The sequence below is a fragment of the Candidatus Arsenophonus phytopathogenicus genome (assembly GCF_056113345.1).
This window is the reverse complement of sequence record NZ_JBUIOB010000017.1, coordinates 1,314,097-1,337,777: the sequence shown is the minus strand read 5'-3', so window position 1 is coordinate 1,337,777 and position 23,681 is coordinate 1,314,097. Positions and strand designations below refer to the sequence as shown.

Genomic DNA, 23,681 nt, shown 5'->3' with positions numbered 1-23,681 from the left:
CATAATCAAAGTCTGGCAGCTCCCTACTCTCACATGGGGAGACCCCACACTACCATCGGCGCTACGGCATTTCACTTCTGAGTTCGGCATGGGGTCAGGTGGGACCACCGCGCTATTGCCGCCAGACAAATTCTTTTTTATTTATCCCATCTTATTTCGCGCCTTCAGCAAAATCCGACCAGATTCAATCTCAAAACAAGCTAAAATTCTCTCTCTCAAAACACCTTCGGTGTTGTCAGGTTAAGCCTCCCGGGTCATTAGTACTGATTAGCTCAACGTATCGCTACGCTTACACACCCAGCCTATCTACGTCCTCGTCTCGAACACCCCTTATAGGACATTACTGTCAGGGAAGACTCATCTTGAGGCAAGTTTCCCGCTTAGATGCTTTCAGCGGTTATCTCTTCCGCACTTAGCTACCAGGCGATGCCATTGGCATGACAACCTGTACACCAGTGGTGCGTCCACTCCGGTCCTCTCGTACTAGGAGCAGCCCCCCTCAACCTTCCTTCGCCCACGACAGATAGGGACCGAACTGTCTCACGACGTTCTAAACCCAGCTCGCGTACCACTTTAAATGGCGAACAGCCATACCCTTGGGACCTACTTCAGCCCCAGGATGTGATGAGCCGACATCGAGGTGCCAAACACCGCCGTCGATATGAACTCTTGGGCGGTATCAGCCTGTTATCCCCGGAGTACCTTTTATCCGTTGAGCGATGGCCCTTCCATTCAGAACCACCGGATCACTAAGACCTACTTTCGTACCTGCTCGCACCGTCACGCTCGCAGTCAAGCTGGCTTATGCCTTTGCACTAACCTCACGATGTCCGACCGTGATTAGCCAACCTTCGTGCTCCTCCGTTACGCTTTGGGAGGAGACCGCCCCAGTCAAACTACCCACCAGACACTGTCCTCAGCCCGGATTACGGGCCCAAGTTAGAACATCAAACATTAAAGGGTGGTATTTCAACGTTGGCTCCATGCAGACTGGCGTCCACACTTCAAAGCCTCCCACCTATCCTACACATCAAGGCTCAATGTTCAGTGTCAAGCTATAGTAAAGGTTCACGGGGTCTTTCCGTCTTGCCGCGGGTACACTGCATCTTCACAGCGAGTTCAATTTCACTGAGTCTCGGGTGGAGACAGCCTGGCCATCATTACGCCATTCGTGCAGGTCGGAACTTACCCGACAAGGAATTTCGCTACCTTAGGACCGTTATAGTTACGGCCGCCGTTTACTGGGGCTTCGATCAAGAGCTTCGCCTTACGGCTTACCCCATCAATTAACCTTCCAGCACCGGGCAGGCGTCACACCGTATACGTCCACTTTCGTGTTTGCACAGTGCTGTGTTTTTAATAAACAGTTGCAGCCAGCTAGTATCTTCGACTGGCTTCAGCTCCGGATGCAAGACCCTTCACCTAATGCCAGCGTGCCTTCTCCCGAAGTTACGGCACTATTTTGCCTAGTTCCTTCACCCGAGTTCTCTCAAGCGCCTGAGTATTCTCTACCTAACCACCTGTGTCGGTTTGGGGTACGATTAATGATTACCTATCGCTTAGAGGCTTTTCCTGGAAGCTGGGCATCAACTACTTCACCACCTTAGTGGCTCGTCATCACGTCTCAGTGTTATAGCAGTGCGGATTTGCCTGCACTACCCTCCTACTCGCTTAAACCGGGACAACCGTCGCCCGGATAGCCTAGCCTTCTCCGTCCCCCCTTCGCAGTAACCCTTAGTACGGGAATATTAACCCGTTTCCCATCGACTACGCTTTTCAGCCTCGCCTTAGGGGTCGACTTACCCTGCCCCGATTAACGTTGGACAGGAAACCTTGGTCTTTCGGCGAGCGGGTTTCTCACCCGCTTTATCGTTACTTATGTCAGCATTCGCACTTCTGATACCTCCAACAGACCTCTCAGTCCACCTTCTACGGCTTACAGAACGCTCCCCTACCCAACAACACCTAAATGTCGCTGCCGCAGCTTCGGTGCATGGTTTAGCCCCGTTACATCTTCCGCGCAGGCCGACTCGACCAGTGAGCTATTACGCTTTCTTTAAATGATGGCTGCTTCTAAGCCAACATCCTGGCTGTCTAAGCCTTCCCACTTCGTTTCCCACTTAACCATGACTTGGGGACCTTAGCTGGCGGTCTGGGTTGTTTCCCTCTTCACGACGGACGTTAGCACCCGCCGTGTGTCTCCCGTGATAACATTCTTCGGTATTCGTAGTTTGCGTCGGGTTGGTAAGTCGGGATGACCCCCTAGCCGAAACAGTGCTCTACCCCCGAAGATGAATTCACGAGGCGCTACCTAAATAGCTTTCGGGGAGAACCAGCTATCTCCCGGTTTGATTGGCCTTTCACCCCCAGCCACAAGTCATCCGCTAATTTTTCAACATTAGTCGGTTCGGTCCTCCAGTTAGTGTTACCCAACCTTCAACCTGCCCATGGCTAGATCACCGGGTTTCGGGTCTATACCCTGCAACTTAACGCCCAGTTAAGACTCGGTTTCCCTACGGCTCCCCTATGCGGTTAACCTTGCTACAGAATATAAGTCGCTGACCCATTATACAAAAGGTACGCAGTCACACCCTTTCGGGTGCTCCCACTGCTTGTACGTACACGGTTTCAGGTTCTATTTCACTCCCCTCGCCGGGGTTCTTTTCGCCTTTCCCTCACGGTACTAGTTCACTATCGGTCAGTCAGGAGTATTTAGCCTTGGAGGATGGTCCCCCCATATTCAGACAGGATAACACGTGTCCCGCCCTACTCTTCGAGCTCACAACACTTACCGTTTCAGATACGGGGCTATCACCCTTTATTGCCGGCCTTTCCAGACCCTTCTCCTGCAGTAAATATTGATGTTGACTCTGGGCTGCTCCCCGTTCGCTCGCCGCTACTGGGGGAATCTCGGTTGATTTCTTTTCCTCGGGGTACTGAGATGTTTCAGTTCCCCCGGTTCGCCTCGTTTGACTATAAATTCATCAAATGATAGTGCATTAATGCACTGGGTTTCCCCATTCGGACATCGCCGGCTAGTACGCTTCATATCAGCTTACCGACGCTTTTCGCAGATTAGCACGTCCTTCATCGCCTCTGACTGCCTAGGCATCCACCGTGTACGCTTCATTCGCTTAACCTCACAACCCGAAGGTGTCTCTTATCAAATAATACGGAAGCGCCATGGCTGCGCCGTGCGAAATTTTTTGTTGTGCGGTACTCGTCATGCTCACGTACTTATGTACACTGCGCTGACTGCGCACCTACGCCGCAAATTTCACCCTGCTCGCTCATGCCATTCGTCTGCCTATTTGAATAACACTTCAAATTGGAGTTTGAGAGTTCCCCACACTATTTTTTCAATAATGTGTGTTTCAATTTTCAGCTTGTTCCAGATTGTTAAAGAGCATTATTATTCGTAGCATACTGTTGCCAGCCTGCTCTGAATAACTTTTTTTCTATTTTTATCTTGCAATATGGTGGAGCTAAGCGGGATCGAACCGCTGACCTCCTGCGTGCAAAGCAGGCGCTCTCCCAGCTGAGCTACAGCCCCATTAAGATTGTCGTATCATTACACCTTACTGCTAACCTTGCCTTTCAGCCACTTCCATCAGCAATGTTGGTAGGCCTGAGTGGACTTGAACCACCGACCTCACCCTTATCAGGGGTGCGCTCTAACCACCTGAGCTACAGGCCTAATGATACTTTCTGCTCAATCTTCATCAGACAATCTGTGTGAACACTCACATTCCATCTATCTAGGTAAGGAGGTGATCCAACCGCAGGTTCCCCTACGGTTACCTTGTTACGACTTCACCCCAGTCATGAATCACAAAGTGGTAAGCGCCATCCAAAAGGTTAAGCTACCTACTTCTTTTGCAACCCACTCCCATGGTGTGACGGGCGGTGTGTACAAGGCCCGGGAACGTATTCACCGCGACATGCTGATCCGCGATTACTAGCGATTCCGACTTCATGGAGTCGAGTTGCAGACTCCAATCCGGACTTCGACGTACTTTCTGAGTTCCGCTCCCCATCGCTGGCTCGCCTCTCTCTGTATACGCCATTGTAGCACGTGTGTAGCCCTACTCGTAAGGGCCATGATGACTTGACGTCATCCCCACCTTCCTCCGGTTTATCACCGGCAGTCTCCTTTGAGTTCCCGACTCTACTCGCTGGCAACAAAGGATAAGGGTTGCGCTCGTTGCGGGACTTAACCCAACATTTCACAACACGAGCTGACGACAGCCATGCAGCACCTGTCTCAGCGCTCCCGAAGGCACTCCTCTATCTCTAAAGGATTCGCTGGATGTCAAGAGTAGGTAAGGTTCTTCGCGTTGCATCGAATTAAACCACATGCTCCACCGCTTGTGCGGGCCCCCGTCAATTCATTTGAGTTTTAACCTTGCGGCCGTACTCCCCAGGCGGTCGATTTAACGCGTTAGCTCCGGAGGCCACAGTTCATGACCACAACCTCCAAATCGACATCGTTTACAGCGTGGACTACCAGGGTATCTAATCCTGTTTGCTCCCCACGCTTTCGCACATGAGCGTCAGTCTTTGTCCAGGGGGCCGCCTTCGCCACCGGTATTCCTCCACATCTCTACGCATTTCACCGCTACACATGGAATTCTGCCCCCCTCTACAAGACTCTAGCTAACCAGTCTTGAATGCCATTCCCAGGTTAAGCCCGGGGATTTCACATCCAACTTAATTAACCGCCTGCGTGCCCTTTACGCCCAGTAATTCCGATTAACGCTCGCACCCTCCGTATTACCGCGGCTGCTGGCACGGAGTTAGCCGGTGCTTCTTCTGTCGCTAACGTCAATTGCTAAGGTTATTAACCTTAACACCTTCCTCACGACTGAAAGTACTTTACAACCCGAAGGCCTTCTTCATACACGCGGCATGGCTGCATCAGGCTTGCGCCCATTGTGCAATATTCCCCACTGCTGCCTCCCGTAGGAGTCTGGGCCGTGTCTCAGTCCCAGTGTGGCTGATCATCCTCTCAGACCAGCTAGAGATCGTCGCCTAGGTGAGCCCTTACCCCACCTACTAGCTAATCTCATATGGGTTCATCCGAAGGTGTGAGGCCAGAACGGTCCCCCACTTTGCTCCTTAGAGATTATGCGGTATTAGCCACCGTTTCCAGTGGTTATCCCCCCCCTTTGGCCAGATCCCCATACCTTACTCACCCGTCCGCCGCTCGCCGGCAAGGAAGCAAGCTTCCTCCGCTGCCGCTCGACTTGCATGTGTTAGGCCTGCCACCAGCGTTCAATCTGAGCCATGATCAAACTCTTCAATTAAAAGCTTGATGCTCAAAGAATGTTTTACTGACCGTAACGCGCTTTTGTTCAACTCGCTTTGCCGATATTTGACCACCTTCGCCGCTGCCGACCAAAATAACGTTACTGCATATTAGTTCATATATGAATTAACTGTTTTGTCACTCTTCAAGACTTTAAAACCAAATATTTTTTGATGATGTCTTGCAAGTGCCCACACAGATTGTCTGATTAATTGTTAAAGAGCGTGCGACCTGGGCCGCGAGGTGGCGTGTATTACGCTTTTCACCTGTAAAGTCAAGTAGTTATTTCTACTCTTCTTTACCCTGCGTCAAGAAAATTCAATTCAATTGATTCGTTCTATACTGACTCAGTGGGGGCGCATTATAGAGCGCCTAAAAATTTACTCAACTATTTTTTTGCGTTTTTAATTTATATGAATATATTTTCGTCATAATGAATTAAAATTCTACGAAATTAGCTCGATCTTATAGTATCCATTCAACTTTATGATTTAAAAAATTCAAAGATAAGACTATATGGTATTTTATTAGATCTAAATTCACTTAATTTGATTAAAAGAATATTTAATAATATAAAATACAAATTTATCTATTCACTGTTTGTTAACTAATTCAAATAGTTTACTTAGGATAAAAATAGCAATGACTTCTAATATAAGACCTTATTTGCATTCAAAACCTGTTATTGGAAATAGTGTGTTTATCGATCCAACTGCTGTGATAATTGGCGATGTACGTATCTCTGATAATGTAAGTATTTGGCCACTAACTGTCATACGTGGTGATGTCAATTATATATCTATCGGAGCAAGAACTAATATTCAAGATGGTTCAGTACTTCATGTTACTCATAAAAATAAACTTAATCCCCAAGGATATCCTCTTATTATTGGCGAAGACGTTACCATTGGACACAAAGTTATATTGCATGGATGTACTATTGGTAACCGAACTTTGGTTGGAATGGGATTAATTATTTTAGATGGCGCAAAGATTGAGGTTGATGTCGTTATCGGTGCAGGTAGTTTAGTCACTCAAGGCAAAAAATTAGAAAGTGGTTATTTATATATTGGTAGTCCTGTAAAACAGATTAGAAAATTATCGTCAGAAGAGTTAGAAGGCTTAGTTCAGTCCGCAACTAATTATGACAATTGGAAAAATAATTACTTATAAGTGTATTATTAAAGATGCTATCCTTAATTGTTACCTGATATCGTTATCATTTTTTCCGTATAAATATACCAACTAATTTATGGCAGCATTTTCTTTTAATCGCTGTAATACAGATGAAATATCAGGTAATTTACCGTGCCATAGTTTAAAAGCAAAAGCCGCCTGACCGACTAACATACCAATACCATCAGCATATTTTAATACTCCGTGGGTTTTCGCTAATGTTAAAAATGGTGTTTCATTTAATCGATAGAACATGTCATAACAAAAAACATTTTGCTTAAATATATTGGATGAAATAGCAGGAACTTCCCCTGCAACACCAGAAGATGTCGCATTGATCACTAAATCATACTCAGCAGAATGAATAGACTCCAACATCAATGAATTAATATGCCCTATAGCAGAAAATTGTTCTGCTAGTTTATCTGCTTTGCTAAATGTTCGATTCGTAATCGTTATTCGACAGCCGTAATTTAAAATAGGAGCTATAACACCACGCGCGGCACCACCAGCACCAATTACTAATATATGCATTCCCTTTTCAATAAAGCGCAAACGCTCAAGATCTAAAACTAAACCTATTCCATCAGTATTATCACCAAGTAATCTATGATCATCTAACCTCTTGATAGTATTAATTGAACCACATATTTGAGCTTGCTCAGTTAATTCATCAACTTTATGGTAGGCTAATTCCTTGAAGGGTAAAGTAATATTTGCTCCCTTTCCTCCTCGGCAAAAAAAATCATCTAATTTTTCTTCAAATTTATTTAAAGGAACTAGCACTTTTCCATATTCATATTTAATACCAGTTTGCTCTGCAAATAATTTATGAATAAGTCGTGATTTACTATGTACTACTGGATTTCCAAATACTGCAAATTCTTCCATTTGCATTAACCTTTTCGATACAAGTGACCTGTCATTATATCTCGAATTTCAGATGGATTCTTACGTCCTCCAACAGAACCCTCTAAAACGGATACTTGGCCATTAAACTGAGCAATAACTTCTTCTTTTGTTCTGCATGGTGATAATCCATTTAAATTAGCACTAGTAGAAATCAATGGTTTGCCATATAAAAAACAAAGCTTTTTAATTAATTCAAAATTTGTAATACGAACCGCAAGTGAATCAAATTTTCCTGTTAACCATTTTGGTATGTCTTTTCTAGCGGGCACTACCCAAGTTATAGCCTCAGACCCCGTTGAAACCATCATTTCTTTTTGTAAATTAGTTAATTTATTATCATCAATATAAGGTGTTAATTGTTTATAGTCTCCAGCTATTAAAATTAGTCCTTTTTTCCATGAACGCTGTTTTAATAATAATAACTTACGGACTGCTTTATCGTTATCAGGCTCACATCCGAGGCCAAAAACAGCTTCTGTCGGATAAGCTATAATTTTACCTTCATTTAGCGCTAAAATAATATTCCGAAATGAAGGGGATATTTCATCAACCATACCAATTTATTCCATTTATTTTTATTACTGCTGTTTATTACATAATTTATTTGCACAAAATATTTTCATATTTTGTGAAACCTTTTTTTCTATTAATAATGGATACTGACAGAAAGAACATTTACCAGAAATTGGTTTAGCATTCAGCACAAATTGACATTTAGGATAACAATTACAACCATAAAATACTTTGCCAAAACGTGATGTTCTTTGTAGTAATTCACCACCTTGACACTGTAGACATCCAACTAATGTTTCATCAGGTTTATCAATTAACTCTGTATGTTCACATTTAGGATAATAACTGCAACCAATAAACATACCAAAACGTCCTTGCTTCAACACCAAATTATGTCCACATTTGGGACAAAAAAATCCGGTAATTCTTTAATTATTTGGCTGTCTGCTGCTTGTTTTAATGGCCGAACATAATCAAATTTAGGATAATTAGAGCAAGCTACAAAAGGCCCATAGCCCCCATTTCGAATAATAAGTTCACTTTGACATTTAGGGCAATGCTCCTTATCTTCACCTGCCATTTTTCTAAAAAGGGTTTGCTTTTGCATTCTCATCTCACTTTAATTACTCAACTCTAATATATCCACCAGACACAAAGATAATTTTACTCATCAATTCAAATTCCAATAATTGAGCAGATACCTCAGTAATTGATAAGCCACTTCTTTCAGCAATTAAATCTATAGGCGTTGGTTCATAATTAATATAACGCAATATATTATTCATAGAATTATCGATTGATAGGTTATTAGATAGGATTTTATTTTCTGGTAACCATTGTAGTCCACTGTTTAAATATTCAATAATATTTTGGGGCGAAGCGGCTAAATAAGCCCCTTGTTGAATTAACCAGTGATTACCTTCATATAAGGTATTTCCTAACGCACCTGGTAAAGCAAAAATATCTTTACCTTGCTCCAATGCACATTTAGCTGTAATTAATGAACCACTTTTTAATCCAGCCTCAATCACAACGACTGCTTTACTTAAGCCACTAATTATACGATTTCGCCGCAGAAAATTCTTGGCTAATGGAGGAGTATCTGGTAGATATTCTGATACTAACGCCCCTTGCTCCTTAATTTTATCCGCCAAACTAGTATGTTGGGTTGGATATAATTTATTTAAACCACTACCTAATACAGCAACAGTTATTCCATCATGCTTTAATGCAGTTTTATGGCTAATTCCATCAATACCTATTGCTAAACCACTGGTAATTGTAAATTTGTCATGTACCAGTTCCTGGCTAAATATTTGAGCCCATTTCTCACCATAAAAATCATTGTGCGAACCTTGATGATGAATTTAGAATTCAAGAAATCTATTCATCTTATAACAACCGGTATCGCCATAATAATAACGATAAAACGTTTTACAGAGCGATACAAGAGCTTCTAGGGTCATAACTTAAGATTTGTTGAGTACAATTTTCGCATTGGTAGCGAACGACATACATAAATTTTATATTTGAATAGACCTATCCATATCTGATGTATTTTACTGGCCAGTGAACATTAGTTTGGTTAGCCCCAGGCATTTTAGCTAGGGATAAATCGACATTAGACATGTTTATGCTAGTCATGTTGGAACAAGTTAAATTAGTACGAAACAGGTCTGCATCGTATAGATTAGCACCAGACAAATTGGAACAAGTTAGGTCTGCGTCAGATAGCTCTGCGCTAGATAGGTCTACGTTCGATAGATCAGCACCTCTTAGATTTGCATCCCGTAGGTTAGCACGAATCATAATTGACTGTGATAGTCTTGCATTCGATAAGTCTGTATACTGTAGGTTAGCTCGGAATAAATTGCTCTGTGATAAGTCTGCGTTCGATAGGTTTGCGTTAGATAGATCTGCGTTTGACAGGTTTTTATCCGTCAAATCAGTATTGGACATATCCACTCCCCTTAGATTCATCTTACCCTGCTCTGTTAATATCAACGGATTTTGGTAAATTTTAAGCTCATCTCTAAGCTTTAGTGTGCGGCATACATCTACGTATGTTCCTAGTGGGATTTTAGTGGATATAGAATCATTTCCCTTACAAACCTTGACCTTAACAACATTCCTTTCTATGGGGGTAAATGATACTGAGCAGCCTAAAATGTTATCCAATTTCAACTCTGGAGCCATTAATCTCTTTATGTTTTCTTCGAGCTCGTCAGTATCCCATTTTTGCAAAGCGCTAACCATAGAATCTATCAGATCCGTATATAATTTTTCATTATTTCTACGCACACCTCCAAAAGTAAAAAAATTAATTATATATTGTAGTATATTGCGTGGAGAGGTTGCGTCTCTCATAGCTGAACCTGTAGTGCAAGCCATATCACATATGTTAAGCATATTATTAATATTCATTATTAATTCCTCATTCAGAGTTAGATAATAAAATATTTAATATTAACCTTTATCTAATACACCCTATTCTTATTTTTGCATTTTATCAATGTTAATTAAGAAGCAACCATATAATTTAAAGAAGCAACCATATAATTTAACTCTTCACTTGTTTTAGTTCGATAAAATTAATCTTTCTAAAATGCTTATATGTAATAATTAGCTACCATCCTAGCATTGTATGAAATAAATTATGCGACCCTTAATACATACGTTCAAAATCGGGATTATCAATATCACTGACACAATCTAATAACAATGATGGTTTCTCTCTATATCTGCGCTCGCAAATTTGTCGCTTTCTCCATTCATTATCATGTTTTTTTATGGTCGCTTTTTTTTCTTCTAGCGTGTATTCAGAAAAACCATTTTTACACCCAACCAGAATCAACGAACTCAGAGTCAACACCAATAACCATTTCATCATTGTTTTTACTCAGTATCTTTACTTAAGCGCTAATACTAACAATTGGCATGGTAAAAAAACAGGCTTAGCAGGAGGCGCAAGCGCAGGGTTTCCTGCTACCCGATAAGTCCCCCTGGCTTCGGCGGTTTTCCATTCAGTTATCTTTGCGATTTCAACCTGCCGCCTTACATGTCCTGACGGACATTTTAAAAATATCCGCTATAATTTTAAGGCTGGATGCCCCAATATCTGACCTTGCCATATTTAGGGGAACACACATCCAGCATCTCCAAGCATAAAAAAAGCCCGCCAAGAAGAAGCGGGTTTCCCTGATATCTGGTGTGACGCGACTCAAAATCAGAAGTGGCGGTATTTCATAATTGATTTTAGAAGTTATGACCTAATACCCAGTCAGTATAAAAAATGACAATCAAAAATTGCACCCTACAAAATGTAGGGCACTTTAAAGAAAAAAACGGCTATTTTCTATTTGGCAAGGTACATTGATAAAATGCGAACAAGACCAAACGGATATGAAACGTCGAAATAAGGTTACTCAATGAATAAAATTGAAATTTATTCTTAATGTCTTGTAACGTATCTCTTACCACCGGATAAGAAACATCACGCGCCCAGGCAATCTCTTTTTTAGTTAATCCTAAAGCATATAACATTGCCGTTTCAAACTGCACAGGCGTTAATTCAGGAAAAAGATTGCGTAACTCAGGATATTGAGTAGGATCGAACACAGTCATATAGACCTCTCTCTTAGGTTTATGTGATAGCTGTGTAGTCAGATATGGAGTCTGGCTATACAGCGCTAAAAAACAACTTAACGCATAACAAACAACATGTAATACAACAAAACCGACGTTTTATTCTCTTACCGACTACGTCGGTTCGCCTCTTCAGACAGGCCGCGTTCCTCGCTAATGCTGTGGTACGCGGCCTGCCTTCATCGTTGAACCTTCTTCACCTGTAAAATCACTAAAATATCGGTTTTATTATTTTCTGTCGAAGCACCCGTGAACCAGCCCTTCGGCAAAAATGAAAATCCGGTATCCGCTTCGGTCACTTTATTCTCAGCCAAACCGCCTAACAAAATAATATCACCATCGGCAACGCTCACTTGCGTATTGACCTGACGTTTAATCAACGTTGGACTATTATTTACGCCCGTTTCAGTTTTGGCAAAATTTGATAATTGCTGGTCAATGGTTAAATCCACACCCTGTTGCCGGATTTGCGGACGTACATTTAAGATAACCCCACTGGAACGATATTCTATCGACTGAACAGGCTTATTATCAGCATAACTTACTTTGCCTAACACAGGTACATCAGAACCGACAGAAAATGATGCTTGCGCCCCATTTTTCACCCGTAGTCTGGGCGAACTCACCACATGAAAACGGTTGTCAGTACGGAACAATTCATATAACGCATCTAATGAACCTAAATTAAAGCGAATAAAATTATCAAATCCTGTTTCTTTACCGATACCAACATTAAATTTACCAGAAACCAATTTGGCAGCCAATGCCAAGCCTGACCCATTACGCTCAGCAGTTTGTACCTCAAAAACATAGGCAGAAACAACAACCTCATCCGTCACGGTATCAATTTTAGGTAACAATACTTTTAATCGGGCAATATCGGCTTTAGTACCATAATAAACCAGTACACCCCCTGTCCGGTTCAAGAAATCCGAAGCCGTCCCCGCCACGGCTTTTTCTGGTGCGATTTGCCCACTGAAATACCACTACGAGACGAATTAAAATTACCATCAAACTGGCTGCGTAATAAATCCGATAAATACTCAACCGAACGATAACGAGGCTGATAAACATAAGTTTCTCTAGGTACTGTGGATGTTTTTGGCGTAAAGGAAACTAAATAATCAATCCCATTACGTTCATGAATGGCAATCTGTAAATTATTTAGATAGCGCTTAATAAAAGCCCGTTCATCAATTTCTGGCGTAATACGAAAAGTCACTTTACGAGGGTCATTGATTAATTCTGGCGATAACATGAAAGGACGCTCAAAAACCTGCCTATACAGCACATTTAAAGCTTGCGGTAAAGGAACATTATCCAGTTCCATCATCACGCCTTTAGCCATCAATAACGGACTTACCGTTAACCACAACCCTATCCATGCCCTTTTCATTTAATGCCTCCTGAATAGGTTGTGACAATCTCACCGTCAATGTTGCCCTTCATCCGCAAACCATAAAAACGAAATTGCGATAACGGCTCAAGCCGAATTTGCTCCTGCTGATTAAGTAACACCACCCATGCTTGCCCTCGCTGACTAATTTTGCCAGCAATACGCCATTGAGCGGATAAATTTTGTGGTGACGGATTTTGATGTGATTTTTGGGTAGTCTTTGATTTATCAACTGATTCAGAGACAGACGGATTCTTAGGCGTTATCCCGTTACCGCCAAAGAATTGATAAAGAAAATAGACGGAAGCAATGACCAGCAACAACAGCCCTGATGTTAATACCCAGAATTTAGATTGATTAAAAATACTCTGGCGTTTATCCACCACCTGCTCTTGTCCTTGACCACCTTCATAAGAATGATAAAGTGGAAAAATCGCCTTGTCATAACTGCACTGATAGGATGAAGTGCGATTATTTTTAAACAGTTTAATCCCTGAATAAACATCGACCCGATAGCGATTTCGTAACCCTAACGCCACCAGTTTGGTCATTCTGTAAGTCGTCTCAATCCTATCTTTGATAAAACGCGGTAAATTGGCCACCGATTGATTTAATACCACTAAATCACAGGTAATACCTTCTTCATTCACAAAATGACCATGCTCAGCTATAAATGAGCGATGTTGTTGCGGTATCCTGTCGTTTTCCCAAATACGCCACGCTTCATCAATGCAAATCAAATCACCCGCCTGACAAAAAGTGTCTTCTGCAATACCCGTTTCTGTTTTAAATGGAAAAAAATCAGCCTCTTTAACCTGTTCATTATCAACGCAGATAATCTCACCTAATTGATACCCATCGGCTTTCTTTTTATCAAGACAATAAACCCTGATTTTTTCTGCTGAAATGCCGTAGATATTCGTCACAATCCGGTGACCTTTCATAAAAGCGGGAATAATAACGTTACAAACCACTTCGTAGGATTTACCGCTTCTTGGGATACCGACATAAGCTGAAATCGCCATACATCACCCTATCACCGGAATGCGTCGCACAATAAAACGGGTCAGATAAGCCGAAATCACAATCTTCATCCCCGTTATCACCGCAAACAGATTCATGAAATACCAGACACTATCAGGAAGTTGACCAATCAACTCCGGTAAATTCGTTGACGTGGGTAGTAAAACTAATAAAACAGGGACAAATTCGGTGACCACTAAAAACAGCGCTGAAAACACAATAAATTTAATCGTCAGTGTTCTAAAGACAAACCCTAATAAAAAATTAAATGCGGATACAATCAAGGCATACATCACTTAATCCCCTTAAGAAGACAATACAATCCGTAATCCCAGAAATGACCAGATAATCATTGAAAACAGGGTTAACAAACCACGAATGCTTTCAAACAAGGTACAATGAGCATCAATGACAAAACGCTGCTCAAACACTTCAAAAGTCGCTACCGGGCATGATGCTGCCCGTTCAGGTAAATTAAAATTTTCCAAAAATGGAAAGAGATGCTGTAATGGCGATAATATTGATTCTGCCGTCGGTGAATCTAAATCCGGCTCATTATTATCAGGATACGATAAATCGGTTCCTTGCCCGTTACCTGTTGAGCCAGAAGATTGACCAGAGCACCTGAAGATGAACTGACACCCGATTGACGGGTTCCTGATGAAGGAAAAATATTAGCCGCACTGCCTAAACTACTGGAACTGGATTTACTATTAGCGTTGCCAGTATTAGAGGGAATTACATCATTTATACCCGTACTACCCGAAGATTTAGTTGAATCTGTCTGTGTTTTTGGGCGTTCCGCACGATAAGAGCAGTTATGAACCTCCGTAAAACCACTTTTCCAAGTACAGTCATTTAATTTACCTGTATCAAAAGCCTCATAAACTGCACGAGATGTACTCGGCTTATACCCTCCTGATGTGCGTACATATAAACAGCCATATTTTTGAAGATAATTATTCTCCATAAAATTAAAGGTATTATAATATTTGATTGGCTCTTTACGAACAACAGGATTGCCCAAATCATCATAACTCGTCACATTTTCATACGTCGGATAGACAATATCAGCGCATTCTCTTTCACTGGGTGAAATAAAATCAGATTGACCCGAAACCGGATTATAAACGTGCTGAATAGGTGGGAAATTTGAAGATGATTCTAAAACCTTATTGACATTTGGCAATTGACCCGAAATTTTACTATCACTTTTTTGTTTCTCATCATCTTCGCCATTTCCATCTTCTACCGTTTTTCCTGTTGGATTCCATTTAGCATGACAAGTGCCCTTCTTTTCACTACAGAGCAATAAATCATCATCAGCAATATATTCACACCCATCAACACTAGCATAATAATTACTACCCACTTTTTTTGTATAAAACGAACCCGATAACGAACTTTTATTCATGCAAACTTCTTCCGGCGTTTGTAAATCTTTATTATTATTTTCAGTACCAGAAACCGCCCTTTTAATCTCACCGATAACAGATGCTTTTAACCAAAAACTATCACCGTAAGAATCAGCAACTTTCTCAGTCGGAGAACCATCATAAGAACACTCGCTTACCTCAAGTTTAAATTGTGAATCAGGGTAAACTTCAGCATAAGTAGATTTCATATCATCGAATAAATTATGAGCAGATTGTTTAGCTTCATTACAAGCCTGCTGTTGCATAGTTGAATCAATATATTCAACACGTTTAAGCGTTCCGTCTTCACCCTTAACATCTTTTGATTTAGAAATAACATCGCTATCAAACGTACTTTTATACAAAGTCTCCCACGTTTCAGCATAAGCATAAGACGTTAAAAACAACAATATCAATCCAACCCTTGTATGACTGCCCAGGCGCATAACAGTCCCCACAAAAAACACAGAAAATAAAATCCGATTGTCAGCATCGATATAAAGGGGCATTAATCTGCCCCTCTCCTTGTTACGCACCACGAACCATACGCAAAACCCACTTAACACCTGCCATACCTGCATAAACGGCAATAAGACCACCTGCAACCGCTAAAATACCCGTCATGACAGAGTTAAAGTTAAGCGAATTAGTTAACGTACTGTAGTCAACAGTTGCACCACCTGCAGGTGGATTAGCAAGCACCCATCCAGAACTAAAAGCACCGAATAAACCAATACCTATACTTAAATATAAAGTGCGGAGATTAAGTTTGTTAAAAAACTTATTTAAACCTAATTTAATCAACATAATTAAACACCTTTAAACATATTAATTACTGCACCAAGACCTTTGGAAAATAACCAAAGTCCGATTACCGAGGTAAAAGGAATCCCCCAAAATTGTGCCGCGACTGAATAATCAATATTAAGGAGTTCCTGATATGGCAACTCTTTTATCGTCAATGCCATTGTCTGGCAGTCATTGGTGACTTTTGAACAAATCTCACCGACAATATTATTTTCCTGAGTAGCCATAGCGATCACCTATTCCACTAAATCGAGAAACATTTCAACGTTATGACCCGTTAAGGGTTGCCCTGTCTGCTTATCATGATATCTAAATGAACGTTCAAAACCCGAAATACGGCAAACCAGTTCATTAATTTCTGAATCAATCGCCCCCACACGCCGTTTAGAACGTATTTTTACAACCGGCGGTTTAGAATAAGGGTCAGGAGCGGGTAAAATAACGGTGGTATAAACATGTCCATCATTAGACGTACTGACACGGGTCACTTTTCCACTAATCACCGTTTGATATAAGGGCAATGCAGCCATAATGGTTCACCTTTCTTGATTTAAGCGTTTGCAACTTGTTTAAATGGATAAATAGTATTTTGACGTTCAAAAACACTCACAGGCTCAACATACCAGTCAGGCCGTTGTTGAGAAAAATCGATATGAATAACTTTATAAAAAGGAATGACGTTAGATTTATCGCCCGTGAGATTTTGTAATTGTGATTTACTGATGCCAATATCAGTTAATAAGGTCAAATAACGCCAAAAAGTAGTTCGTTCTAAAGAATTTAAAACATTAAAATAGCCTTCATTGACTAAACGGCGATAAAAACCGAATATCCGTTGGGCTTTGGCATAGGAGATGTTGCCTTTTGGCGTAGTGGAATAATAATGAGTTTTTAATCGTTCAAAAATATGTTCATCATCATAAATATTCATTTCCATTCCCCTCAGTGCCGTCAGCAAATCATCAAAACTTTTCATCCACAGATCGTAAATTAAATTAGCCCCATCACGTTCATAGTGTTATTGATAAAGACAAAGCGCTGAAAAATTAACCGGGATCTGATTATCTTTTAAAAACCGTTTTTTCAATCGCCCTTCTAACCGCAACAAATTATTAGCAAAATCCGTCAGGCGTTTATCATTTAAAATGGCAAACTGATTAAGCAAAACCTCATCATTAGGATTAACCCGTAATTTTCTTTGTATTTCACCTAATCGTTTTGCCAATTCAAACGCTTTATAATAAATACACAATTCCCTATGTTTAGAGCCACGGTTAAAATAGACGGTTGATTCATAATCGTTTGATTTCGTGGCTTTGGTTTGTCCATGACTGATATTTTTGAAATAAGCAATCACCTGTTTACAAATACTTTCCGTCGATAATCTTACTGATAAAGTTGTATGAAGCTCAGAAACTTCGGTATTCTCTACATCTAACAAATTAAAAAGATGTGGCATGGAGGCCGCTAAATTAGTGATTAACTCCAAACCACATAATGCAATATTGGTTGAACCAAATACGTTATGCCCCTGTAAGAGCTTGGCAGGTGAAGCCTTAAGATTGACACGCGGAAAAATCAAATGAGTTCCCTGATAAATTTTCATGCCCAAACTGGCAAAATGCGTTGGTAACGATTCAAAAGGATGCGCTAATCCCTGAACAGATAAATCCCCTTTTATTTCAAATTCCACATCACGAGCAGACAGTCGAATACCACTTAATTTAGCAATCTGCATAAAATCGATAGAGCCTCCTCCATGCTCCTTATCACGAGACGTTCTCATCACATACTCATCTTTAAATGGAATCTGTAACTCAAGTAAATCTATCATCGAAACGCCATATAAGTAACTATATGATGTCATATATGCAACAAAAAGGCGTTAAAATGATATTAAAGTATTTTAGGAGGTAAAAATGCCTCATTTAGGTGAACGAATTAAAAACATCAGAGGAACGTTAAATCTAAGCCAACAAGATTTAGCAGAGAAAAGTGGTATTTCAAAAACACAAATATCAAGAATCGAAAACGGAGAACAAAATAATCCACAAATAAGAACTGTTATATCAATAGCAACCGCACTGAATCTAACAATAGAAGAATTGATATTTGGAGAAGAAAGCACAACAAACAGTTATCTAACACAAGCTATAAGCAGGCTACCGAATGAAGATCAAAAAATGATAAAAAAACTAATAAAAATGTGGATTCTCACAGCAGAATCAGAAAAACTAGATAAAAAATAATGTAAAATAAATGTTATTTTAAATAATTAATAAGGTTAAAAATTTGCAACAAGAGTACATAATTTTGAGTCATGCACTCTTGATTACGCAACATTTAATTAACAAATGGCTGATGTAAATGGAAAAGAAAAAAATAATAAAACAACTAAAAGAACTAGAAATTGAATTTAGAAAAAATAACCCTGACGTCATCGGTTATACCCTGTTTAATACCGTTAATCGAAAATCCCTTATTTGGGCTTACCGTCAAGTCAGGCTATCTAGATTAATAAAGCAAATGTTTACAGCAAACAACTCCAGTATTTAACTGATTGATCGCTTTTGAATATTGGAAGATAAAGGAGTTTAGGTTAACCAAGTACACGCAAAATTATCATATATTTTGCTTCAATGCCTCTTATGAAAAAGGAAAAAATGATGAATGATATTCAATCAACTTTACCGGCTACAAATTCAGTAACTCAATATAATACATCATCATATAGTGATGGTATGGAGAGCATTTCTCAAATCAACGAACTGATGATGATGCTAACTGAAATGCTAAAAAAACTCCGTAATACCTTGCAAGAATTTAACCAGAAACAACAAGAACTAGGATGGAATATCCAGGTTGCTTCAATGGATAAAAAACGTGAAGGCATAGATAACGCAAATTCTGCGGCAAAATGGGCAGCATGGGGACAAATAGCTGCAGGCGGGATCGGCCTAGCTGGAACAGGGGCTGGAGCATTATATGGTCGTTCCGCCGCGGTAGCTGCAAATACAGTTGATAAAGCCAATCAGGCAATGCAAACAAGTTTAACAGTCGGAGGACAGATTGGATCAGGTTTAGGTCATGGCACACAAGGCATTACACAAATACAATCGGCTAACGACACAAAATTAGCAGAACTAGATAAATTGACAGGAGAACTTCAAACAACTAATGCGCAAAATTACGCAAAAAATACTAATGATTTAGCAGACAAAATTCGGCAAGTTTCTGAGCAAATGAGAGCTTTTACGAAAGATTTAGTTGAGTTACATAGTCGAATAAATTCGGCCATTCGCCATTAAAATTTGTTTTAACAATTAAAGTTAATAAACTCACTGTATGTATTTTTTAAGATATGAAAAAAACAAAAGAACCATCATAAATTTAAGAGGATAAATTATGATTACTTCATCAGTGGATTCATTCAGCAGTAATGCTATTTCAGGATCGTATAGTGTTACACATGGCTATAAAGAAGATCCTATATTATCTCAAGGTATAGAAATATTATATACTTTCATGAACTTACTCACAGATTTAGCCAACGCAAAATATCTTGAAATGAGAAAAAGAGCCGATTTTTCAAGAGATTCTCAAGAAATGGCTAATCGAGTTGATGAAATCATCGCTAAGGTAGCGAAGGAAGGCGATAAAGCAAAAGCAGAAATTCCTGACGATGTCAGAATATTTATGGAAAAAAATAATATCACTGTTGACGGAAAAAACATCAACGATTACGCGCCAAAAGGTCAAGCTTTAGATCAAGGTCAATTACAGGCAGTAAAAGCCGCAATCAAAACCGTATCAGACAGAGCTTCTGATTTTGTTTCTCAATCACAATTACAAATTCAAAAAGTCATGCAGACTTACAATGTTACCGTTAGTTTACTCAATAGTATGCAAACTATGCTAGGAGAAATGAACAAATCAATTGCGCAAAATATCCGCTAAAAATGAGAATGATATCAAATACAAAAGGTAAGTAACCGCAGGTTCGCACAATGGCGTTATGTGTAAATGGCCGCCGTCTGCGAGGAGATATTTTCGCAGACGGCTATTCAACATAACGGCGTTGTAGATTATGCGAACCTTAATGGCATTTTACGGAATATTAATTTTATTGATTTAGCGTAAAATTAAACAATAAATAAAAGCAAATAAAAAAATCAATCTGTCGCTAAACGATTCGCTTGTCTTCGACCCTCAAACTACTGAGTCGCTTTATTTATCGTAAAAAGATGGCTTAGCAGGAACGCCGACGCGGGGGATCCTTGCTACCCGATAAGTCCCCTCTAGCTTCGGCGGTTTTCCATTCGGTTATCTTTGCAATTTCAATCTGCCGCCTTCCATGCCCTGACGGACATCAAAAAATATTGGCTACTCTATTAAGAAAACTAAATTACTAAACAATTGAGCTAGCAATACGTGCCTGTAGCATACCTGTCTCACTTATGTTTTTACTGGCACCTTCCAAACTATCGGATTGCTTATCTATAAGATTTTTAAGCATTTTTTGTTGCTGTTCTTTCATTTTATCATACCCGTCAAAACAAAATTCGCAGAAGTTTTGTCTAAGCATTAACTCTTCAATCTCTTTTTGAAGTCCAGCTTTTTCTAAATTAATACTTCCTCTAGCAGTGGTTAGACCACCATTAGTCACGCCAGTTAAAACGGCAGCACCTGTTTGTATAGCGTTTTTCGTTGACTTAAGATTTTTAATATAAGGAATTATTTCACGAACAAACATCTCATAAAATTTCTCAGCGAGGACCTTCATAATTTTGAAACCTTCGGCTATTGAGTTCTTTAAAACTGCTTGAGTTAATTGGGGGATCATCTCTTTTAAAATAATTTGTGTTCCTTTCATGATCCCTCTACCTAACGTTACTAATGCTCCGGCTTTGCAAACATCTAAAACAATTGCACCAATTTCAAGTACTGTTTGCGCGTAAAATGCGACATCAGCCACTTTTTGCCACATTTCTTTATCGCCTATACCAAAATATATTGCTGTTTCAGCAATAGCTTTGACTATACCCGCCACACCAGCGGCTATATAAACTGGTCCTGCGGGTTGTCCAAGATAAGTCAACACTGCGCCATAAGCTATTTCAGCCACACCAACTACCCAATCAAAAAGAACTAACCATTTATTTTTTTCGGATTGCTCAACTTTTTTTGCCAATTGTTCTTGAAATTCCTTAACTTGTTGATCACGTAAAAATGCTTGAGTATCCGTCATCAATTTACTAGACTTAGCAACTGAATTTGCCGTATCACCGAATATCTTTAAACTAAGGGTTGATGAGAGTAAAAACAAATCGTTAATTGATACTTTTTCGATATTTTTTAGAGTCAGATTCTCTGTATTGTGGAAAACAGTTAACACCCTTCCTAAAGCCTCGTCTGCCTGCTGATAGGTGATTTTCCCTGTTTTTTTCTCACCTACCATATTTAATAACATTTCATTTGGCGTAGGGGATTGCGGTAACTGTGATTTAATAACAGGAGCATTATTAACAATATTGAGCTCTTGTCGCTCTGGTGAAGAAATAGATGAAAAAACATTTATATTATTCATGAAATAATCTCCCTATTAATTTAAGTCAATTTATATCTTAATTATACTTATTGATATTCAATATCAGGTATTATACTCAAAACTTACGACGAGTATAGTCACAGCCACCGATTTACGTACTGCAACACCATTGTATATACCAACCGATAATAACCTATAGCTGTTCTGTGATTTTTTAATTGTGATTTGCTGATGCCAATATCGGTTAATAAAGCTAAATAACGCCAAAATGTCATTCGACTCATAGAATTAAGGACATTGTAAAATCCTTCATTCACTAAACGGACGATAAAAACCAAATATCCGTTGGGCTTTGGCATAGGAAATGTTGCCTTTTGGCGTGGTAGAATAATAATGCGATTTTAATCGTTCAAAAATATGTTCATCATCATAAATATTCATTTCCATTCCCGTTAACGCCGTTAGCAAATCATCAAAACTTTTCATCCACAGATCGTAAATTAAATTAGCCCCATCACGCTCATAGTGTTGTTGATAAAGACAGAGCGCTGAAAAAAAAAGACTTTCCGTCGCTAATCTTACTGATAAAGTTGGGTGAAGCTCAGAAACTTCGGTATTCGCTACATCTAACAAATTAAAAAGATGTGGAATGGAAGCCGCTAAATTAGTGATTAACTCCAAACCACATAATGCAATATTGGTTGATGCCCCTGTAAGAGCTTAGCTGGTGAAGGCTTAAGATTGACGCGCGGAAAAATCAAATGGGTTCCCTGATAAATCTTGATGCCCAGACTGGCAAAATGGGTTGCTAACGATTCAAAAGGATGCGCTAATCCGTGAACAGATAGTATCACCTTTTATTTCAAATTCCACATCACGAGCAGGCAGTCGAATACCGCTTAATTTAGCAATATGCATAAAATCGATAGAACCTCCTCCATTCTCCCTATCACGAGACGTTCTCATCACATACTCATCTTTAAATGGAATCTGCAATTCAAGGAAATCTATCATGTACAAATCTCAATATTTACATCATGCACACATGATATAAGGAATATTTGCATGTTGTAAATACACATGCATAAAATATTGAATAAAAAAAGATATGATTAATAACTAAAAGGGGAAATTCGTTATGACATCCAAGAGAGCAGATACAACAGTAAGAATAAACGAAGAAAGAAAGCTAGAACTAAAAAGGAAAATACTAGAAATAGGAAATAAAACAGGAGATATACTAAAACAATCAGAATTAGTAAGTTATCTTATAGATAATTATCTTGATGATGCAGTAAAAGATATAATAGCTAAAAAAACTGTCAGGAAAGCATAGATAAAATAGCAATATCATTGTTATTAAATGTGGAAATAAAAAATGAGAATATCAATAAATATACCCAGACAATCATATCAACATAACGACGTTGCACATTATAGGAAATTTTAAGAAGCAAACTAACAAAAGTTATAACCATACTCAAAATACTTCAAGATACAGTCACGTATTCTGCTGATAGAACAAACAGTAAGGTCATTGGTCTTACTGCCCTACATTTCAAGTTAATTCTGCATCTACTGGAATACTGGATTGGTTGTTTTTAGTAAATTGATAAAACGGTCTTTTTTCTTTGACCATCAATTATTGTTTGGTCTATTGAACCTTTCAAGGGGTAACTATAGCTAGGCCCATCCATATAAAAACAACGATACGTACCCGTTGTGACTTTATAGTCATAGTCGATGATTATAGATAAAATTTCATCTCCATTTTTGTCCTTAATATAGAAACTATTATCCTCAAAATATTTCACTCTGTTCAGAAAATTACCTTCCCATTTAGGATGGACTAATTCACTAAGCCTTTCAAAAATATTTTCTACATCATCCGGTGTTGTTCCGATTGGTGGATGGCAAAGTTTATAAATGCATTCTTGT

At 39.5% G+C, this 23,681-nt stretch carries 26 protein-coding genes, 2 tRNA genes, 3 rRNA genes and 2 pseudogenes; 6 read left to right on the top strand and 27 right to left on the bottom strand.

The genetic code is table 11. The features are described from left to right. Positions 1-10: 10 nt before the first annotated feature. From rrf to AC01GB_RS10540, 5 genes are all read right to left on the bottom strand, one after another. Positions 11-126 (bottom strand): 5S ribosomal RNA (gene rrf / locus AC01GB_RS10560). Between the two features lie 110 nt (positions 127-236). Beyond that, positions 237-3,140 (bottom strand): 23S ribosomal RNA (locus tag AC01GB_RS10555). Positions 3,141-3,477: 337 nt separating this feature from the next. Next, a tRNA-Ala gene (locus AC01GB_RS10550) sits at positions 3,478-3,553 on the bottom strand. Between the two features lie 67 nt (positions 3,554-3,620). Beyond that, positions 3,621-3,697, bottom strand: a tRNA-Ile gene (locus AC01GB_RS10545). A 66-nt stretch (positions 3,698-3,763) separates the two neighbouring features. Then, positions 3,764-5,306, bottom strand: a 16S ribosomal RNA gene (locus tag AC01GB_RS10540). Together the 16S, 23S and 5S rRNA genes with 2 tRNA genes alongside form the textbook arrangement of a ribosomal RNA operon. Positions 5,307-5,950: 644 nt before the next feature. Between AC01GB_RS10540 and AC01GB_RS10535 the strand changes: the two genes are divergently transcribed. Beyond that, complete coding sequence (locus AC01GB_RS10535; RefSeq protein WP_474451783.1) at positions 5,951-6,481, top strand: gamma carbonic anhydrase family protein; 531 nt, start codon at positions 5,951-5,953, stop codon at positions 6,479-6,481. Between the two features lie 72 nt (positions 6,482-6,553). On the opposite strand, the gene aroE is transcribed toward AC01GB_RS10535, so the two are convergent. The 17 genes and pseudogenes from aroE to AC01GB_RS10450 form a co-directional block, all read right to left on the bottom strand. Next, positions 6,554-7,375, bottom strand: coding sequence for a shikimate dehydrogenase (gene aroE / locus AC01GB_RS10530; RefSeq protein ID WP_474451782.1), 822 nt, complete (start codon positions 7,373-7,375; stop codon positions 6,554-6,556). A 5-nt stretch (positions 7,376-7,380) separates the two neighbouring features. Then, positions 7,381-7,950, bottom strand: a complete 570-nt coding sequence (tsaC, locus tag AC01GB_RS10525; protein ID WP_474451781.1) for an L-threonylcarbamoyladenylate synthase type 1 TsaC — start codon at positions 7,948-7,950, stop codon at positions 7,381-7,383. Positions 7,951-7,974: 24 nt separating this feature from the next. After that, positions 7,975-8,516 (bottom strand): annotated as a pseudogene (locus tag AC01GB_RS10520) (DNA topoisomerase family protein). A 16-nt stretch (positions 8,517-8,532) separates the two neighbouring features. After that, positions 8,533-9,276, bottom strand: a complete 744-nt coding sequence (gene dprA / locus AC01GB_RS10515) for a DNA-processing protein DprA (protein ID WP_474452384.1) — start codon at positions 9,274-9,276, stop codon at positions 8,533-8,535. Between the two features lie 172 nt (positions 9,277-9,448). After that, positions 9,449-10,333, bottom strand: coding sequence for a pentapeptide repeat-containing protein (locus AC01GB_RS10510; protein WP_474451780.1), 885 nt, complete (start codon positions 10,331-10,333; stop codon positions 9,449-9,451). A 241-nt stretch (positions 10,334-10,574) separates the two neighbouring features. Beyond that, positions 10,575-10,778 carry a hypothetical protein gene (locus AC01GB_RS10505; protein WP_474451779.1) on the bottom strand — a complete coding sequence of 68 codons (204 nt, stop codon included), beginning with the start codon at positions 10,776-10,778 and terminating at the stop codon, positions 10,575-10,577. Positions 10,779-11,257: 479 nt separating this feature from the next. After that, the gene (locus AC01GB_RS10500; protein ID WP_474451778.1) at positions 11,258-11,533 is read right to left on the bottom strand and encodes a helix-turn-helix transcriptional regulator; all 276 of its coding nucleotides are present in this window, start codon (positions 11,531-11,533) and stop codon (positions 11,258-11,260) included. A gap of 200 nt (positions 11,534-11,733) precedes the next feature. After that, complete coding sequence (locus tag AC01GB_RS10495) at positions 11,734-12,504, bottom strand: type II secretion system protein GspD (RefSeq protein ID WP_474451777.1); 771 nt, start codon at positions 12,502-12,504, stop codon at positions 11,734-11,736. Then, positions 12,477-12,950 (bottom strand): hypothetical protein, encoded by a 474-nt coding sequence (locus tag AC01GB_RS10490; RefSeq protein WP_474451776.1) that lies wholly within the window; start codon positions 12,948-12,950, stop codon positions 12,477-12,479. Before AC01GB_RS10490 ends, AC01GB_RS10495 begins: the two co-directional genes overlap by 28 nt. Beyond that, the gene (locus tag AC01GB_RS10485; protein ID WP_474451775.1) at positions 12,947-13,975 is read right to left on the bottom strand and encodes a zonular occludens toxin family protein; all 1,029 of its coding nucleotides are present in this window, start codon (positions 13,973-13,975) and stop codon (positions 12,947-12,949) included. The genes AC01GB_RS10490 and AC01GB_RS10485 overlap by 4 nt, the downstream gene beginning before the upstream one ends. Positions 13,976-13,978: 3 nt before the next feature. Further along, positions 13,979-14,266 carry a DUF2523 family protein gene (locus tag AC01GB_RS10480; protein WP_474451774.1) on the bottom strand — a complete coding sequence of 96 codons (288 nt, stop codon included), beginning with the start codon at positions 14,264-14,266 and terminating at the stop codon, positions 13,979-13,981. Positions 14,267-14,278: 12 nt separating this feature from the next. After that, the gene (locus AC01GB_RS10475) at positions 14,279-14,461 is read right to left on the bottom strand and encodes a hypothetical protein (protein ID WP_474451773.1); all 183 of its coding nucleotides are present in this window, start codon (positions 14,459-14,461) and stop codon (positions 14,279-14,281) included. Between the two features lie 53 nt (positions 14,462-14,514). Beyond that, complete coding sequence (locus tag AC01GB_RS10470) at positions 14,515-15,897, bottom strand: hypothetical protein (RefSeq protein WP_474451772.1); 1,383 nt, start codon at positions 15,895-15,897, stop codon at positions 14,515-14,517. Between the two features lie 19 nt (positions 15,898-15,916). After that, on the bottom strand, positions 15,917-16,195 hold the full coding sequence (locus AC01GB_RS10465; RefSeq protein ID WP_310512970.1) for a major capsid protein: 279 nt from the start codon (positions 16,193-16,195) through the stop codon (positions 15,917-15,919). A 2-nt stretch (positions 16,196-16,197) separates the two neighbouring features. After that, positions 16,198-16,422 (bottom strand): hypothetical protein, encoded by a 225-nt coding sequence (locus tag AC01GB_RS10460; protein ID WP_334472804.1) that lies wholly within the window; start codon positions 16,420-16,422, stop codon positions 16,198-16,200. Positions 16,423-16,431: 9 nt separating this feature from the next. After that, positions 16,432-16,725: a DNA-binding protein G5P gene (locus AC01GB_RS10455; RefSeq protein WP_474451771.1), complete on the bottom strand. Its 294-nt coding sequence runs from the start codon at positions 16,723-16,725 to the stop codon at positions 16,432-16,434. Positions 16,726-16,745: 20 nt separating this feature from the next. After that, positions 16,746-18,029, bottom strand: a pseudogene (locus tag AC01GB_RS10450) (phage/plasmid replication protein, II/X family). 85 nt (positions 18,030-18,114) lie between these two features. On the opposite strand from AC01GB_RS10450, the gene AC01GB_RS10445 reads away from it, so the two are divergent. From AC01GB_RS10445 to sseB, 4 genes are all read left to right on the top strand, one after another. Next, positions 18,115-18,444 (top strand): helix-turn-helix domain-containing protein, encoded by a 330-nt coding sequence (locus AC01GB_RS10445; protein WP_474451770.1) that lies wholly within the window; start codon positions 18,115-18,117, stop codon positions 18,442-18,444. 118 nt (positions 18,445-18,562) lie between these two features. Then, the gene (locus tag AC01GB_RS10440; RefSeq protein WP_474451769.1) at positions 18,563-18,751 is read left to right on the top strand and encodes a hypothetical protein; all 189 of its coding nucleotides are present in this window, start codon (positions 18,563-18,565) and stop codon (positions 18,749-18,751) included. Between the two features lie 107 nt (positions 18,752-18,858). Next, complete coding sequence (sseD, locus tag AC01GB_RS10435) at positions 18,859-19,503, top strand: type III secretion system translocon protein SseD (protein ID WP_474451768.1); 645 nt, start codon at positions 18,859-18,861, stop codon at positions 19,501-19,503. 97 nt (positions 19,504-19,600) lie between these two features. Beyond that, positions 19,601-20,152, top strand: a complete 552-nt coding sequence (gene sseB, locus AC01GB_RS10430; protein WP_474451767.1) for a type III secretion system translocon protein SseB — start codon at positions 19,601-19,603, stop codon at positions 20,150-20,152. A gap of 451 nt (positions 20,153-20,603) precedes the next feature. On the opposite strand, the gene sctE is transcribed toward sseB, so the two are convergent. The 5 genes from sctE to AC01GB_RS10405 all read right to left on the bottom strand — a co-directional run bounded on the left by sctE (position 20,604) and on the right by AC01GB_RS10405 (position 22,757). Continuing rightward, positions 20,604-21,782, bottom strand: coding sequence for a type III secretion system translocon subunit SseC family protein (gene sctE, locus AC01GB_RS10425; RefSeq protein WP_474451766.1), 1,179 nt, complete (start codon positions 21,780-21,782; stop codon positions 20,604-20,606). A gap of 98 nt (positions 21,783-21,880) precedes the next feature. Further along, positions 21,881-22,102: a phage/plasmid replication protein, II/X family gene (locus AC01GB_RS10420; protein ID WP_474451765.1), complete on the bottom strand. Its 222-nt coding sequence runs from the start codon at positions 22,100-22,102 to the stop codon at positions 21,881-21,883. Continuing rightward, a complete protein-coding gene (locus AC01GB_RS10415) occupies positions 22,053-22,424 on the bottom strand; it encodes a phage/plasmid replication protein, II/X family (RefSeq protein WP_474451764.1) in 372 nt (123 codons plus the stop codon). Before AC01GB_RS10415 ends, AC01GB_RS10420 begins: the two co-directional genes overlap by 50 nt. Next, entirely contained in the window at positions 22,415-22,597 is a 183-nt protein-coding gene (locus AC01GB_RS10410) for a phage/plasmid replication protein, II/X family (RefSeq protein WP_474451763.1), read from the bottom strand. The genes AC01GB_RS10415 and AC01GB_RS10410 overlap by 10 nt, the downstream gene beginning before the upstream one ends. Further along, on the bottom strand, positions 22,560-22,757 hold the full coding sequence (locus tag AC01GB_RS10405) for a hypothetical protein (protein WP_474451762.1): 198 nt from the start codon (positions 22,755-22,757) through the stop codon (positions 22,560-22,562). The genes AC01GB_RS10410 and AC01GB_RS10405 overlap by 38 nt, the downstream gene beginning before the upstream one ends. 124 nt (positions 22,758-22,881) lie before the next feature. On the opposite strand from AC01GB_RS10405, the gene AC01GB_RS10400 reads away from it, so the two are divergent. Beyond that, positions 22,882-23,079, top strand: a complete 198-nt coding sequence (locus AC01GB_RS10400; protein ID WP_026823657.1) for a hypothetical protein — start codon at positions 22,882-22,884, stop codon at positions 23,077-23,079. Positions 23,080-23,681: the final 602 nt, after the last annotated feature.

Coding starts and splice junctions, on each gene's coding strand:
- AC01GB_RS10405 (WP_474451762.1), bottom strand. CDS start 22,757: ATGATAGATTTCCTTGAATTGCAGATTCCATTTAAAGATGAGTATGTG.
- AC01GB_RS10535 (WP_474451783.1), top strand. CDS start 5,951: ATGACTTCTAATATAAGACCTTATTTGCATTCAAAACCTGTTATTGGA.
- AC01GB_RS10440 (WP_474451769.1), top strand. CDS start 18,563: ATGGAAAAGAAAAAAATAATAAAACAACTAAAAGAACTAGAAATTGAA.
- tsaC (WP_474451781.1), bottom strand. CDS start 7,950: ATGGTTGATGAAATATCCCCTTCATTTCGGAATATTATTTTAGCGCTA.
- sseD (WP_474451768.1), top strand. CDS start 18,859: ATGATGAATGATATTCAATCAACTTTACCGGCTACAAATTCAGTAACT.
- AC01GB_RS10480 (WP_474451774.1), bottom strand. CDS start 14,266: ATGTATGCCTTGATTGTATCCGCATTTAATTTTTTATTAGGGTTTGTC.
- AC01GB_RS10455 (WP_474451771.1), bottom strand. CDS start 16,725: ATGGCTGCATTGCCCTTATATCAAACGGTGATTAGTGGAAAAGTGACC.
- sseB (WP_474451767.1), top strand. CDS start 19,601: ATGATTACTTCATCAGTGGATTCATTCAGCAGTAATGCTATTTCAGGA.
- aroE (WP_474451782.1), bottom strand. CDS start 7,375: ATGGAAGAATTTGCAGTATTTGGAAATCCAGTAGTACATAGTAAATCA.
- AC01GB_RS10400 (WP_026823657.1), top strand. CDS start 22,882: ATGACATCCAAGAGAGCAGATACAACAGTAAGAATAAACGAAGAAAGA.
- AC01GB_RS10500 (WP_474451778.1), bottom strand. CDS start 11,533: ATGACTGTGTTCGATCCTACTCAATATCCTGAGTTACGCAATCTTTTT.
- AC01GB_RS10465 (WP_310512970.1), bottom strand. CDS start 16,195: ATGTTGATTAAATTAGGTTTAAATAAGTTTTTTAACAAACTTAATCTC.
- AC01GB_RS10485 (WP_474451775.1), bottom strand. CDS start 13,975: ATGGCGATTTCAGCTTATGTCGGTATCCCAAGAAGCGGTAAATCCTAC.
- AC01GB_RS10460 (WP_334472804.1), bottom strand. CDS start 16,422: ATGGCTACTCAGGAAAATAATATTGTCGGTGAGATTTGTTCAAAAGTC.
- AC01GB_RS10510 (WP_474451780.1), bottom strand. CDS start 10,333: ATGAATATTAATAATATGCTTAACATATGTGATATGGCTTGCACTACA.
- AC01GB_RS10470 (WP_474451772.1), bottom strand. CDS start 15,897: ATGCCCCTTTATATCGATGCTGACAATCGGATTTTATTTTCTGTGTTT.
- sctE (WP_474451766.1), bottom strand. CDS start 21,782: ATGAATAATATAAATGTTTTTTCATCTATTTCTTCACCAGAGCGACAA.
- AC01GB_RS10490 (WP_474451776.1), bottom strand. CDS start 12,950: ATGAAAAGGGCATGGATAGGGTTGTGGTTAACGGTAAGTCCGTTATTG.
- AC01GB_RS10445 (WP_474451770.1), top strand. CDS start 18,115: ATGCCTCATTTAGGTGAACGAATTAAAAACATCAGAGGAACGTTAAAT.
- AC01GB_RS10420 (WP_474451765.1), bottom strand. CDS start 22,102: ATGCCAAAGCCCAACGGATATTTGGTTTTTATCGTCCGTTTAGTGAAT.